This is a genomic window from Verrucomicrobiia bacterium, assembly GCA_019634625.1.
Lineage (GTDB): Bacteria > Verrucomicrobiota > Verrucomicrobiia > Limisphaerales > CAIMTB01 > CAIMTB01.
On the sequence record JAHCBA010000054.1, the window covers coordinates 1 to 14,924 of the forward strand.

Below are 14,924 nucleotides of genomic sequence, written 5' to 3' on the forward strand. Positions count from 1 at the left end.
GTAGGGAGCAGCGTCAGAATCATGATATAGGCCACCCTCACGATGGCGCACACGCCTCGGCACCGCAGTGCCTGGGGCAGTCGATCCCACCCGCGTCCAAATTCCTAACCCCACCCGTCCCCCTCAATCCCCGTCCGCCCGCTCCCGAAAGTTTGCTGTGCCGGAAACGCTCCTCCGTTAGGCTCACGGAACGACATGAGCGAGATCCCGAAGGCCTACGAGCCAAAGTCCGTGGAAGAAAAATGGTATGCTTTCTGGCAGGAACACGGCTGCTTCACCGCCGATCCCGCACGCGTCACCGACCGCCGTCCGGCCTACGCAATCGTCATCCCGCCCCCAAACGTCACCGGCGTCCTCACCCTCGGACACGTCCTCAACAACACCATCCAGGACATCCTCGCCCGCAAGGCACGGATGGACGGACGAGAAGTCCTCTGGCTACCCGGCACCGACCACGCCGGCATCGCCACCCAAACCGTCGTCGAACGGCACCTCAAGAAGGAAGGCGTCCTCCAGCACCGCAATGATCTCGGACGCGAACCCTTCCTCGAACGGGTCTGGGAATGGAAGGAGAAACACGGCGGCATCATCATCCATCAACTCAAGAAGATCGGCGCCTCCTGCGACTGGAGCCGGGAACGGTTCACCATGGACCCGGAATACTCCCGCTGTGTCCAGAACGCCTTCGTGTCGCTCTACCGCAAGGGCCTGATCTATCGCGGCCGCCGGATGGTCAATTGGTGTCCGGTCTCCCTGACCGCCCTTTCCGACGAGGAAGTGATCATGAAGGAACAAAAGGGCTTCCTTTACCACTTCCGCGTCGAGGTCGTCGAGGAACCCGGCACCTTCCTCACCATCGCCACCACGCGCCCTGAAACGATCCCCGCCGATACCGCCGTGGCTGTGCATCCCGGCGACCCCCGCTACGCTCATCTCATCGGCAAGCACGTCCGGCGCCCCCTTCCTGTCGAAAAGCAAACCCCCATCCCCATCCTTGGTGACGCTCACATCGATCCCCAATTTGGAACCGGCGTCCTTAAAGTCACCCCCGCCCATGACCGGGCCGACTTCGACATCGGTCAGCGCCATCAATTGCCCGTCCTCGATGTCCTCAACCCCGATGGCACCCTCAACACCCTCGCCGGTGCCGGACTCGCCGGGCTCGACCGGATGACCGGCCGTCAGCGAGCCGCCGAACTCCTCGAATCCATCGGTGCCCTCGACAAGGCCGAACCCTACGTCAACAACGTCGGCTTCAGCGAACGCGCCGACGTTCCCATCGAACCCCGCCTCAGCGAACAGTGGTTCCTTCGCTACCCGGCAGTCGATGCCGCCCGCGCCTGCGTCCGTCCCGGCGGCAGCGAAGACGCCGCCACCGACACTTCTCAGTCCCACTCCACCAGTGCCCCTCCGACCGCCAGCGGCCCCCTGCGCTTCTTCCCCGGCCGATGGGCCAAGGTGTACGATCACTGGATGGATCATCTCCAGGACTGGTGCATCAGCCGCCAGTTGTGGTGGGGACACCGCATCCCGGTCTGGTACCGCCGTCGAACCTCCTCCGACCCCGGCATCGAAACCCGTCCGGATACCGCCCAGCCCGCGATCTGGTGCGATGTCCAGCCGCCTCCCGACCCGGAAAACTGGGAGCAGGACCCCGATGTCCTCGACACCTGGTTCAGCTCGTGGCTCTGGCCCTTCGCCACCATGGGTTGGACCGGCAACCCCGACCGCGATGCCCAGAACGCCACCCTCCGCACATTCTTCCCGACCACCGACCTGGTAACCGGCCCCGACATCCTCTTCTTCTGGGTCGCCCGCATGATCATGGCCGGCTACGAGTTCATGGGGGAAGTGCCGTTCCGCAACGTGTACTTCACCGGCATCGTCCGGGACCGACAGGGCCGCAAAATGTCCAAGAGCCTCGGCAATTCCCCCGACCCGCTCGTCCTCGTCGATCGCTACGGCGCCGATGCCCTCCGCTTCGGAGTCATGCGCTCCGCCCCCCTGGGCCAGGACGTCATCTACGACGAGGGCAACGTCGAACTCGGCCGCAACTTCTGCAACAAGCTCTGGAACGCCTGTCGCTTCCGCCAACTCCAGGGCGGTGCCGTCCAGGCTGAAATCCAGCCCGAACTCCTCACCCACGACGACCGCTGGATCCTCCTCCGCCTCGACCAGGCCATCGCCGAACTCGACCTCGCCTACGCCGGCTACCGCTTCAACGAAGTCACCCAGATCCTCCACCGCTTCTTCTGGAGCGAGTACTGCGACTGGTACATCGAGGCCAGCAAGGCCGCCTTCGCCGCCGATCCCGGACCCGCCCGTGCGAACAAGCTCGCCGTCATCGACTTCGTCCTCAGCCACACCCTCCGCCTCTTCCACCCGGTGCTGCCCTTCATCACCGAGGAACTTTGGCACGGCCTGGGCTATGCCATCGACATGCCCCCACAGCAGGGCGGCACCACCATCATGAACGCCCCCTGGCCCAAGCCGCTCGAGGACGAGGAACGCGCCCTCTGGGGCCTTGAACCCGCCGTCGATACCTTCGCCGCCGCCAAGTTCGAACTCGTCACCCTCGGCCGTAACCTCCGCGCCCAGTTCCAGATCCCTGCCAATCGCAAGGCGCGCTTCATCCTCCGCCCCGCCGGAGCCCTCCCCCCCGACGCCTGGGATACCCTCCGCATCCTCCTTAACGCCGCCCCTCTCGACCCCGCCGCCCACGACTGGACCCCCGAGCGCGGCACCCCCAGCGTCGGCAACGCCCTCGGTGACCTCTTCCTGCCCCTGGCCGGCCTGGTGGATCCGGAAATCGAGCGCACCCGCCTCACTCGCGAACTCGAGAAGGTCCGCGCCGAGATCGCCAAGGTCGAGGAACGCCTCGCCAATCCGGACTTCACTGCCAAAGTCCCCCCCAAGGTCCTCGAGGAACACCGCCAGCGACTCGCCGACTGGCGCGATCGTTCCGCCCGGACCCAAGCCGCTCTCGCTCAGTTGCCCTGACGACGGCCCTCGAATGGAGCGGCGGAGCAACGTGAAACGCCCGCACGGACCGACAGGCAACCCGCCAGCTGGTTGTCCCCGCGATGACGTCTCCCAATCCGCCAGCACGTCGCCGCACCTTCCCCGCAACGAGGGCTCGATCCCACCAGACCCCCAGGAAGGCCTCAACCATCCTCAAGGCAATACGCTCGCCCAGGATTCGGGCCGCCGGCTTTTCCATCCCTCGGCGCTTGTCGCTTCGGAGCCGGTGAGGCAAGGTCAGTCGCGTCTTACTTGTCGCGATGTCGTGACATTCCGGTGACAGCCTGGTGGCGCGCCGGAGCACGATGAACCGGGCCCATGAACGAAGATCGGTTGCAGATGCAACGCCTGGAATTGAAGTACCAGGTGTCCGACGATGTTGCGCTGGCCGCCAGGGACTTCATCAGCTCCTACCTCGAGCTGGACGAATTCGGCGCCACCCGCCCCAATCTCTCCTACCCCGTCCACAGCCTGTACCTCGATTCCCCTGGGCTCGCGACCTACCACCACACCATCAACGGCAATAAGAACCGCTTCAAACTCCGTGTCCGCTTCTACGAGAATCGCCCGTCGGCGCCCGTCTATTTCGAAATCAAGCGCCGCATGAACAATGCCATCCTCAAACAGCGCGGCGCCGTCCACCGCGACGCCGTGGACCGCCTCGTCGCCGGCCAGCTCCCCGCACCCGCCGAACTGGCCACGGCCGACCCGCGGCACCTCGCCGGCCTCCAGGCCTTCGTCACCCGTATGATCGAGCTGCGCGCCCGTCCTGTCGCCCATGTCGCCTACCAGCGTGAAGCCTGGATGAGCCCCCGCGACAATTCCGTCCGCGTCACCCTCGACCGCGACGTCCTGTTCGAACCCGAACCGGTCGCCCGCCTCGAAACCCGCATGGCCGATCCGCTCCGCGTCTTCGGTCACCGCGTCATCCTCGAACTCAAGTTCACCGGCCGTTTTCCCGATTGGTGGCAGGAACTCGTGCGGGTGTTCAACCTGCGCCAGTCGTCCGCCGCCAAGTACGCGGACGGCGTGGCCCGCTACGGCGAGGACCGGCTGAAGGCCGCCCTCCGCGGCGAGGCCTGGGGCTGGGCCGCCCCGGTCTCCGATCCCGAACTGCCCGCCAACCGACCGCTGCCGGTCTCCCCCTAGCTCCGCAGCCCCTCTCATGGACTGGCTCCGAACCGCCGACATGGCCGCCGTCCCCACGGACTTTGCCGCCGTGATCCTCGGCATGCTGCTCGCCTTCCTTGGCGGCCAGGCGCTCGCCTGGACCTACATGTACACCCACCCCGGCCTCTCCTACTCCCGAAGCTTTGTCAGTTCCCTCATCGTCATCCCGGTGGTGGTCTCCCTCGTGATGCAGGTCCTTGCCAACAACCTCGTCACCGCCTTCGGCCTGATGGCCGTCTTCGCCATCGTCCGCTTCCGCAACATCCTCCGCGACACCCTCGATACCAGCTACATCCTCACCACCATCGTCCTCGGCATGGCCGCCGGCACCCAGAAATACGCCACCGCCGTCCTCGGCGCCGGCTTCGGCGTCGCCCTCTTCCTCTACCTACGCATCTCCGACTTCGGCGCCCGGCACCGCTACGACATGATCCTCAACCTTCACTGGTCCCGCCCCCTCCCGGAACTCGCCTCCCTCGACCGCCTCCTCACCCGCCACAGCCGCGCCATGGTCCGCGCCAGTCAGCGCACCAACGAGGGATACGGCGGCGTGGACCTTTCCTACCGCCTCCTCCTGCGCGATAGCAGCCGCACCCCCGATCTCATCGCCGAACTCCGCGATCTCCACGGCGTCTCCCGCGTCACCACCGTCAAGGCCGAAGACGAGTCGGAACTCTAACCATGGAATCCCGCTTGGAACCGATCCCCAGCCCGCCGGGCCATCTCCTGCGGGAGTTCTGCCATCGCGTCCTGCCCACCCTCGCCTTCCTCGGCGCCATCCTCGCCAGCACCATCCTCTGGAACGTCCGCTTCAATGGCTTCCAGATCTTCGGCGAGGTCGAACCCATCCGCGCCAATGTCACCGCCGTCGAAGGCGGCCACCTCATCCACTGGTCCGTCGAACGCTTCCAGCCCGTCACCAACGGCCAGATCCTCGGCGCCCTCCAGATCCTCGACCCCGATGCCATCCGCTCCGAACTCGCCGTCCTCGGCTCCGAACTCTCCCTGATGCGCTCCCGCATGGCCCTCGACGAGGCCCGCAACGAACAAAACGTCGAAACCATGCGCGCCCGCTGGCTCGAAGCCCGCGTCAACCTCGCCACCGCCCGAGTCACCCTCGAAAACGCCCGCCGCGACCTCGAACGAAACCGCAGTCTCCGCGCCGATCGCATCGTCTCCGATGCCGAGTTCGATCTCGCCCAGTCCGCCTTCGACGCCCTCCAGGCCGAGGTCCACGAACGTACCCGCGTGGTCGAGGGTCTCGAAGAGGCCGTCCATACCCTCGACACCACCCACCGCCGCACCCAGGGCGGCGCCCTCGATGTCATTTCCGAAGCCCTCGCCGCCCAGGAGCGCCTCCTCCTGCGCCAGCGCGATCAACTCCTCCGCGCCCCCATGGACGGCATCATCAGCGTCGTCAACCACCGCACCGGGGAACGCCTCGTCCCCGGCTCCGTCGTCGCCATCGTCGCCGCCCCCACCTCCGAACGCATCCTCGCCTACGTCCGCCAGCCCCTCATGCTCGACCTCAAGCCCGGCATGCAGGTCCAGGTCCGCACCCGCGGCCGCCCCGCCCGCACCGCCACTTCCCACATCCTTCACATCGGTGCCGAAATCGAACCCATCCTCGCCCCGTCCTTCCTCCGCCCCTTCAACCTCACCATGGACCACGGCCTCGCCTTTTCCGTCGCCCTGCCCCCGGAGCTCCACGTCCTCCCCGGCGAAATGGTGGACCTCACCGTCTGGCCCGGTCGGTAATCTCCACTCTCCACTCTCCACTCTCCACTCCCCACTCACCAGCCCCAGCCCCAGCCCCAGCCCCAGCCCCTTCGGCCTCCGGAAATCGTTCGTTCCTGCTTCCCCCTCTCCCTCGTGGCCGCATGCACCCCATTCGATGGAGGATGGCGGGAGTCTTGCAGCGATCGCGCGCTGCGATCGCGCGCTTGACACACACGACCCCCTGCGTACCGTCGGTCCTCAGTCCGGAGGTATTCCCCACCCACTTTCGGGAACTGTCCTGGGATCGACTTGGCGGAGTCTTTGGGCCCCGCCGAAAAGCTCCCGGGACCCTGTTAACATTCGGAATCGAAGTCGTACCATGAGTATCCGAACCCCCCTGATCGTCATCGCGGCCCTCGCTTGCGCACCCATGTCTCAGGCCGCCTCCATCGTCTATTACAACCTGTCCGAACCACTGGGCACCTATCTAGCCGGATTCCCCTATGTGGAAGCCGCGGATGAAGTCACCCTCGGTCCCGGCCACCGTGTCTTTCACGGAGCAACCATCGCCTATCATGGTGAGAACTTCGACGGCGATGAAACCCTTACGCTGACTCTTTACAGCATGGACGGAGCCCCCACCCCCGGAAGCTTCGGCTTCAATACCCCGGGTACCGTGCTGTTCTCTGAAACCGTGCCCATCGTCGCCTCCGAATCGGGTTGGGCCGTCTTCACCGATCTCACCGGCACCGTCGTGCTCCCCGACGTGCTGGCGGTCAGTGTGGCCTTCGGCGGTCTCTCGGTCGCCGAAGGCGACGCCGGACCCATCCTCTACGACCCTCCCACCACCGGCACCAGCTTCGCCGACTACTGGCTGCGTGGTTATCCCAATCCCGGGGATGACTGGGCCCTGTTCACCTTCGATGGAGAACCCAACATCAATTTCGGCATCGAGATCCGCGCCACGGCCGACCCGTCCGCCGACGCCGATGGCGACGGCATCCCCGACATCCTCGATAACTGCCCCCTCATCCCGAACCCGGACCAGGCCGACGCCGACGGAGACGGCATCGGGGATGCCTGCGACGCCTTTCCGAACTCCCGCGGCGTTGGCGGCAATGTGACCATCGGAGGTTGCGACACCCACGTGCCCAATCTTCTGTTCCCCGATGGCAGCACGCTCAACGACCTCATCGATGCCCTCGCCGCCCACTCGAAAAATCACGGACAGTTCGTCAGCGGACTCGCGAAGCTGAACCAGTCGTGGCGCGATCAGGGCCTTCTCACGCCACGCCAGGCGGCCGCCATCCAGAGCTGCGGCGCCCGCGCCCGCGGACGATAGGCGGACGATAGGCCGACGATAGGCATCCGTTGCGGACGCCCGCCCCGGCCTCGCCGGGAAAAGCGGGCGTCCGGTCAAACTCGCCGGGGAAAAGCCGACGGGCCGGTTCAGTACTCCCGGTCCCGTTTCCGTCCCGGTTCCGGCTGAGGATACAGACCGTTGGCGTCGGCCAGAAGCGGCGCCGGCGAATCCGCGGTCAACCGGTCCACCTCCGGGGCAAACTCGTGCGGACAGTCCATCATCTGATCGAAGGTGATCACCTGTCCCGTATGAGCCGCCATGCGGCCCATCGAAGTCACCAGGCTGGCAATCGCCCCGCGCCGGGCCTCGTTGTACGGCTGGTCCTTCCGGATCGCCACCATCAGGTCGTCCCATTCGAGCTGATACGGATTCGGTTCCGGCTGCGGAAACGCCCAGATCATGTCCGCCCTCGCGAAGTTCTGACCCCGGAATGTCCGCACCCGCCCCGGCGTGTGCACATGGGTCGAGACAATCGCGCATCCTGTCGTCCCGTGGGCGTAACTCGCAAACTCGTCGTGGCACCCGTTCACGCTCCGGCCCGTGAAGAAGAACTTCATCCCGTCGGCGAACGTGTATTCGATCGAGTAGTTGTCGAAGTTCTGGTCGATCGAATTCCCCCGATACAACCGCGCCCCCGTGGCGTGCGCCCGCACCGGCCACTCATTCTTCATCCAGCAGCACTCGTCGATCTGGTGGATGTTGTAGTCGCTGAACAACCCGCCGCTCGCCCACAGAAAACCGTGGAATCGCTGGACCTGGTACATCAGCTCGCTGATCCCCGCCGGTCGCGGCCCCGGGTTCCCCGCCGGGCCCCCCATCCGGTACGCCCGCATGTACGTCAACTCGCCGATCTCCCCGTCCTGAATCCGCTGGTGCAACTGCTGCCGCCCCCGGCAATGCCGCACCATCAGCCCCACCCCGACCTTCAACCCCTTCCGGTCCGCCTCATCCGACAACTCCAGCAACCGCCTCGTCGAGGGGCCGTCCACGGTGATCGGCTTCTCCATGAACACGTTCACCCCCTTCTCGATGGCGTACTTGAAATGCACCCACCGGAACGCCGGCGGCGTGGTGAAGATCGCCACATCGCCCGGACGCAGACAGTCGATGGCCTGCTTGTACGCATCGAACCCCAGGAATCGGCGGTCCTCCGGCACATCCACCCGCTCCGAGTACTCCCTCTGCAGCCCTTCATGGCTGTTGCGGATCCGCCGATCGAACACGTCCGCCATCGCCACCAGCTTCACCGGCCCCTCCTGCGTCGCCAGCGCGTTCGCCGCCGCTCCCGTGCCCCGTCCCCCGCACCCCACCAGCGCCACCTGCACCGTCTGGCTGTCCGCCGCATGCACGTGCGGCAACGCCACCCCGGCCAGTGCCGAGGCCGCCGCCAACCGGCCGGTGGTCTTCAGAAAGGCACGACGGTTCGTCCGCAAGGCGGGGCGCATGGGCTTCATGCCCCCAAGCAAGAAACCTCCACCCGCACTTTTCAACCGGAAAGGGACGGATAGCGCCATCCACCCCAACTCCACCTCCACAACCCCACCCCCTTACCCGCCAACGTCTGTCGGCGCTCGCCCCCCGTGCCTCCACATCGCCCCCATCCACCCCACCCGCGCAATCCCGTGCCCAAGAGACGTACGGCTCAACATGAAGAATTGGGCCGTTGCCTTCCACCTCTTTGCGGCGGCCAATGGAAACCGCTTTCCCGCATCCCTCGAGGAAGCTGCTCCCCATCTGCCCGAAGGCTCCATGGACGGAATCCTTGGTGCATTTGATCCGGACCGGTTCGAGGTCGTCTATCGCGGTGCCGCGCATGCCATCGCCGACCCCGCCCGCGCCATCCTGATCCGGGAGAAGGACCCCTTCCATCGTCCAGCCGCCGACACAACGCCCGAAGGCTATTACAAGACCTACGCCTTCGCTGACGGCCACACGGAAATCAAGCGCTTCGATCGGCCTGCCGACTTCGAGGCCTGGGAGCGCGACCGGATGGCCTTCACAGACTCGCCGTGATGCGCCCCGTCGCCGCCCTCCATCATCGCCCCCCGCCCATTCGCCGCTCCCGGTGTGGCGGCAAATCGCCGCATCCGCCTCCCTCAAAGCTCCTCGGCCCCGCCGTCCCCCGCCTCTTCCATCCCCCGGCTCACCGCGCCCGCCAGGTGCGGACGCAGCAGTTCGCGCTCTTCAGGGTGCAGCCGCGCCAGCGGCACCCGGGGTAGAAGCCGCGCCACCGAGGACGACCGCCCGTTGGCCCCCAGCGTGGCCACCACCACCGCCCGCGCCGACGGAGGCAGATCCCTCCAGACCACCATCTGTCCCTCGATCAGGGCACCCGCCCGCTCCGGTTCGCCCCGGCGCAGATGCCCGAGCGCCAGTGCCACCCGCCGCTGGAAATCCCGCGGACGCGCCTGGTGCAGCCCCTCGATCGTCGCAAACGCCCGGTCCACATCCTCCTCCAGCAACAGGTCGTAATAGGCCACCTGCAGCCGGGCCGACTCGTCGTCCGGCCGCAGGGCCGCCAGCTTCCGCGCGTAATCCCGGGCCGCCCAGGTCTCGCCCTCCGCCGCCGCGGTCCGCAGCAGCGACCGGTACGCAGCCTCCGCTTCCCGGGGATGCCGGCTCAGAATCCGGTTCGCTTCCGTCGCGATCTCCGTGCGCCGATGCCGCAAGGCAAACTCCGCCACCGCCCGCATCTGCCGCGGCTGCCGCCGGGTCAGCGTCAGCAGGTTGCGCAGATGCCCGTCCACCGCCGCGTCGTCGTTCAATCGTGCCGCCGCCGCACACCTCAGAAACTCGAGCGCAACCGCTTCGCCCGGAACACCATCCGCCCGGATGAAATCGTACGCCGCCCGGTCCTGTCCCACCCCCACCAACGCCTCGTAACGCAATTGCGTCAGGCGTGGATGCGTCCGCGCCACGTCCGGCAACACCAGCCCCAGCGTCCGCGCAAACTGTTCCTGCCGGTTCAGCCAGTGCGCCGCCGCCGCCATCGCCTCCGGCGAACTGCGCCCAATCCGCTCCACCACCTCGTCCGCAATCCGCACCCGCATCGAGGGATCCAATGACACCACGGCCTCCAGCCGGAGCAGTTCCTCGTCCACCGTCCGCGACGCCTTGGCCCGCAACAGCGCCTCCGCCTTTTCGCGGTCGGACCGCGGCGTCCCGGGGGCCCTGACGATCGTGGCCAGGGCCCGAATCTGCAGCGGCCCCTCCGCCTCAGCGTAGGGCCACAGGACCGACATGGCCTCCTCGCGGTCCACCTCCCGCGGACTCGTGCTCAGGAAGGTGGCGAGCGCCAGCGCGTTGGTCGGGTTGTTCGGCTCGACCTTAAGGCACTCCCTCGCCAGCCGGATGGCCTCCGTCGGTTGCTGCTGCAACGCCCGGTATTGCGCCCCCAACAGAAGCGTACGCGCCGTCGGCCGCGGCGACGAAAGCAGTTCCTCGATCAAGGCACCCGCCAACCCCGCATCCCCCAGCCCGAACGCCACCGCCGCATACTGCTCCCGGTCCGACGCCTTCGCCTTCCCCGTCGCCAGCAACTGTTCGTAATACGTCAGCGCCCCCTCCGACCCGAACCGCCCATGAAGCTCCGCCGCGTGGCGCAACACCGTCGGGTGCGTGGGCGCCAGTTGCAGCGCCGACCGCGTCCGCTCCAGGGCCCGCGTCCATTCCTCCTGTTGAATGAAGGTCTCCGACTCGGCCAGAAATCGCTCGGCCCGCACCGCCTTCACCCAACGCCATGCAGGACGCGCCGACAGCCAGCCCCCGACCAGCAGGGCCGCCACCATTCCAAGAATGATCCAGCGCCACCGACGCCGGCCCCGGGACCGGCCACCTCGCCCCGGTCCCCTGCCCCCCGCCGGCTGACCTCCCTCCGAAGATGCCGTCCGCTCCGTCTTCACCCCTCCACCCAACCAGATCCCCCACCGTCCAGTCAAAGACGGAGCGCCTCAGGTTCCCAACCCTGCTTCACCTCTCGGAGGGACGAGCTCCGCGAGTCCTCATTCCATCGCACCACTCCGTTGCGGCCTCGTGGAACTCGGCCCTCCGAGGCGAGGCTTCGCTGAGTTCGCACCACACCCCACAACTCCGGGATGCATGAAATGAACTCTTCCGCATCCCTCGGCGATTGACCTTCCCCCGCGTCGCAACCCACATTCCAGTATGATCCGTCGAAGCCGGCTGCCGTTCGCCTTCGTGCTCGCCCTGCTCCTTGGCGTGGCGGGTTTCCTGGCCTTCCATCATGGGCAAGGCAGACTCCAACTGGCCTCGGCACTCTCGGAACTGCAGAGCCGTGGCGTGACCTTCGAGGTCGATCCGACGCCGCCCGCACCTTCGCCCGCCTCCGACACGGCCCTCCCCGATCTCCTGACCGCAGCCGAGTCGTTGGGTGCCACCCGCCTGCAGGTTCCCATGGTACCGTCCATCGCCCCGGGCCGCATCGTGCCGGCCACGCGGGTGGAGCGTTGGGGTCATCCCGGAAGTCAGACCCATTCCTGGGAGGATATCGCCCGATGGGCGCAGACCCACGCCGGGGCCCTCCAATCGCTCCGTGACACCCTCAACGCCCCTCGCCGTCCGTCCGTCGAGGATCCCCTCGACCCTGGGCCCAAGCTCCTGACCAGACTGTCCGCCTCCAAGAGCGCGGCTCTCGCCCTGGGAATGGCCTCCCTGGAGGCGGCTCGTCGAGGAGACTTCGAGACCGCCGTCTCGGATCTCGAATCCATGGCCCGAATCGAACGGGACCTCGCCGATGCGCCCTTCCTTATCGCCCAACTGGTCCACCTCTCGGTGGCCGGTACCGCCGCCAGCCGGGCCGCCTCCGTGCTGCACGCCGGGGATTGGACCGAGCCGCAACTCGCCCGGCTCCAGGCGGCGCTTCCCTCCTCCGATGCGCCCGAGGGCGCCCTCCTGGGCCTGCACGGGGATGCCACTTCCATGGTCCGTGCCCTGCACCGCCTGCGCCAATGGAACCCCGGTGAACCCTCGCCCTACGCCGCGTTGGACTTCGGTACCCGGACCCACACCCTCCACCTCGATGGCAACACCGAGCCTCCGCGCGAACCCACCCTGTTCCAGCGGGCCGTGGGACGCCTGGTGCTGGGTTCGGTCCGGATGGCCGACCGTATCCGTCGCATCGGCTGGCACGATCAAGCCTTCGCGCGTTTCCTCCTGGACCTGGAACCGGTCATCCTGTCCCGACAGGAAATCCTCAGGGAAGGCTCGGCGAATCGCCTCAAGGAATGGACCGCCGACCGTTCGACCGACGCCCCCGCCGCCCCATGGCGCCGTTTCTATTCCGCGCATGTCCTCCCCGGATTCGTCGAGTCGCTCGACAAGACCGTCGCGAAAGTCCTGCAGGCACAAACCCAACGCTCCCTCCTGGAAACCCGCATCGCCCTGGAACGGTTCGACCGCCGCCATGCCCGTCTCCCCGACACCCTCGCGGAACTCGTACCGGACTTCCTCGCATCCGTGCCGATCGACAGAATGGATGGTCAACCCATCCGGTACCGCCGGGACACAGGTTCCGGATTCACCCTTTGGAGCGTCGGCGAGAATGGCATCGACCACGGAGGCGACGCGACCTGGGATGATCCGAACCCCGGAACCCGCCAATGGTGGCTCGCCCGCGATGGCGTCTGGCCTGAACCCGCCGACGAGAATGCAATGGCCGACTGGCATCGCGCCGAGGCCGAGCGTCGGACCAGGGCCCGTGTCCCGTTCCAGATGGACGAGGAAACCATGCGCCGCTACGGCCTGCGGGCTCCCGACGGGACCCCCGCTCCGGAATCCCCGGTCCCTACGCCCACCCAGTGATCCGGATCGGCCTGTTCAGCCAATCCCCGGGAATGCACCCACCCACCCTCGCCCACCAATGACCGCGTTCCGTTCCCACACCGGCACCCTCCTTCCCATCGCCCTAATCTCCGTGCATATGCACGCCGTTTACGCTCATTTCCCTCTCGCCCCGGCCTGCTCAGCCAATCCCCGGGAATGCACCCACCCACCCTCGCCCACCACTGACCGCGTTCCGTTCCCACACCGGCACCCTCCTTCCCATCGCCCCAATCTCCGTGCATATGCACGGCGTTTGCGCTCATTTCCCTCTCGCCCCGGCCTGCTCAGCCAATCCCCGGGAATGCACCCACCCACCCTCGCCCACCACTGACCGCTTTCCGTTCCCACACCGGCACCCTCCATCCCATCGCCCCAATCTCCGTGCATATGCACGCTGTTTACGCTCATTTCCCTCTCGCCCCGGCCTGCTCGGCCAATCCCCGGGAACGCACCCACCCACCCTCGCCCACCACTGACCGCTTTCCGTTCCCACACCGGCACCCTCCATCCCATCGCCCTAATCTCCGTGCATATGCACGCCGTTTACGCTCATTTTCCTCTCGCCCCGGCCTGCTCAGCCAATCCCCGGGAATGCACCCACCCACCCTCGCCGCCCCACCGACCGCGTTCCTTTCCCACACCGGCACCCTCCATCCCATCGCCCCAATCTCCGTGCATATGCACGGCGTTTACGGTCATTTGTCGAGCGTGCCACACCGGCTTCGGCTTCCCGTCAATCCGCCAACCACTTGTCCCGCTGCGCCGCCACAAAGGCGTCATCGGGCAGTTCCGGGTACAGCCTTCGAATCCGTTCGATCTCCTCCGCCTGCCCCGCAGACAGCGTCTCCTTCGGATCGAGGCAGCGCGTGCCCGCCATCAGTCCCTGCCCCGACAGCACCTGATGAATCCCCGCAATGCACCCGGCATACCCGTTCGCGGCATCGAACAGCGCGGCATTCGCCTCGGTGACGCGCGCCGACAACCTCAACAGGTCCGCCGGCACCGCCCCCGCCTGCCTCGCCTCCCTGCACGCCCGCCAGAACGCCACCGCCTGCCGCGTCCAGCAGGCCCAGTGCCCCAGCAACCCTCCCGCAAACGCCAATCGCACCCGGCCTGCATCCGTCCCGATCTCGTACCCGGTCAACAGGTCCGCCCCGATGGTGTCGTCGTTGCCGGTGTACAAGGCGATCTCCCCCGCCCGACCCGATTCCGCAACGGCCCGCAACACGTCCAGCGTCCGGTACCGATCGAAGGGCGCGACCTTGATGGCGACGACCTTCGCAATGGCCACGAACCGGCGCCAGAACGACAACGTCAGGACCCTCCCCCCCACCGAGGGCTGCAGGTAGAAACCGAATACCGGAATCGCCTCGGCCACCTCCTCGGCGTGCCGGATCAACGCATCGTCATCCGCGTCCCGCCAGGCCGAGAATGACACCAATCCGGCGTCATACCCCAACCGGCTCGCCAGCGTCGCCTCCCGCACGGCCTGCTCGGTCCGTCCGCAGATTCCCGCCACCCGCACGGTCCGTGTGCCGGCCGCCCGGTCACAGGCGGACACCGTCTCAGCCGCCAGTTCCAGAACCGGCTCCAGCAACCCGTGCTCCGCGTCGCGAATGGCGAACTGCGTCGTGTGAACGCCCACCGCCACCCCGCCCGCCCCCGCCGCATGATAGTACCGCGTCAGCGCCCGCTGGTGTCGCACATCGAACCGCCCTTCCCCGGTCAGTGCCAGCGGATGCGCGGGGATGACCATTCCCTCCAGCAACCGCTGACGCGTCTCCTCCACGCTGCTGACCGCGGCGTTCAT

General features: G+C 67.0%; 10 protein-coding genes. 7 read left to right on the forward strand and 3 right to left on the reverse strand.

Annotated elements, in window-relative coordinates; translation table 11 throughout:
* Positions 1–195: 195 nt before the first annotated feature.
* From KF833_21835 to KF833_21855, 5 genes are all read left to right on the forward strand, one after another.
* Entirely contained in the window at positions 196–3,000 is a 2,805-nt protein-coding gene (locus KF833_21835; protein ID MBX3747957.1) for a valine--tRNA ligase, read from the forward strand.
* Between the two features lie 339 nt (positions 3,001–3,339).
* Positions 3,340–4,170: a polyphosphate polymerase domain-containing protein gene (locus KF833_21840; GenBank protein MBX3747958.1), complete on the forward strand. Its 831-nt coding sequence runs from the start codon at positions 3,340–3,342 to the stop codon at positions 4,168–4,170.
* Positions 4,171–4,186: 16 nt separating this feature from the next.
* The gene (locus KF833_21845) at positions 4,187–4,870 is read left to right on the forward strand and encodes a DUF4956 domain-containing protein (GenBank protein ID MBX3747959.1); all 684 of its coding nucleotides are present in this window, start codon (positions 4,187–4,189) and stop codon (positions 4,868–4,870) included.
* A gap of 14 nt (positions 4,871–4,884) precedes the next feature.
* Positions 4,885–5,949, forward strand: coding sequence for an HlyD family efflux transporter periplasmic adaptor subunit (locus KF833_21850; protein MBX3747960.1), 1,065 nt, complete (start codon positions 4,885–4,887; stop codon positions 5,947–5,949).
* A gap of 340 nt (positions 5,950–6,289) precedes the next feature.
* Positions 6,290–7,252: a thrombospondin type 3 repeat-containing protein gene (locus tag KF833_21855; protein MBX3747961.1), complete on the forward strand. Its 963-nt coding sequence runs from the start codon at positions 6,290–6,292 to the stop codon at positions 7,250–7,252.
* Positions 7,253–7,359: 107 nt separating this feature from the next.
* On the opposite strand, the gene KF833_21860 is transcribed toward KF833_21855, so the two are convergent.
* Positions 7,360–8,727: a Gfo/Idh/MocA family oxidoreductase gene (locus tag KF833_21860; protein ID MBX3747962.1), complete on the reverse strand. Its 1,368-nt coding sequence runs from the start codon at positions 8,725–8,727 to the stop codon at positions 7,360–7,362.
* Positions 8,728–8,920: 193 nt separating this feature from the next.
* Here KF833_21860 and KF833_21865 point away from each other — a divergent pair, with 193 nt between their 5' ends.
* The gene (locus KF833_21865; GenBank protein MBX3747963.1) at positions 8,921–9,286 is read left to right on the forward strand and encodes a hypothetical protein; all 366 of its coding nucleotides are present in this window, start codon (positions 8,921–8,923) and stop codon (positions 9,284–9,286) included.
* Positions 9,287–9,369: 83 nt separating this feature from the next.
* On the opposite strand, the gene KF833_21870 is transcribed toward KF833_21865, so the two are convergent.
* Entirely contained in the window at positions 9,370–11,061 is a 1,692-nt protein-coding gene (locus KF833_21870; protein ID MBX3747964.1) for a hypothetical protein, read from the reverse strand.
* Positions 11,062–11,437: 376 nt separating this feature from the next.
* Between KF833_21870 and KF833_21875 the strand changes: the two genes are divergently transcribed.
* Positions 11,438–13,093 (forward strand): hypothetical protein, encoded by a 1,656-nt coding sequence (locus KF833_21875; protein ID MBX3747965.1) that lies wholly within the window; start codon positions 11,438–11,440, stop codon positions 13,091–13,093.
* A gap of 754 nt (positions 13,094–13,847) precedes the next feature.
* Here the strand turns inward: KF833_21875 and KF833_21880 are convergent.
* Positions 13,848–14,924: a dihydrodipicolinate synthase family protein gene (locus KF833_21880; GenBank protein MBX3747966.1), complete on the reverse strand. Its 1,077-nt coding sequence runs from the start codon at positions 14,922–14,924 to the stop codon at positions 13,848–13,850.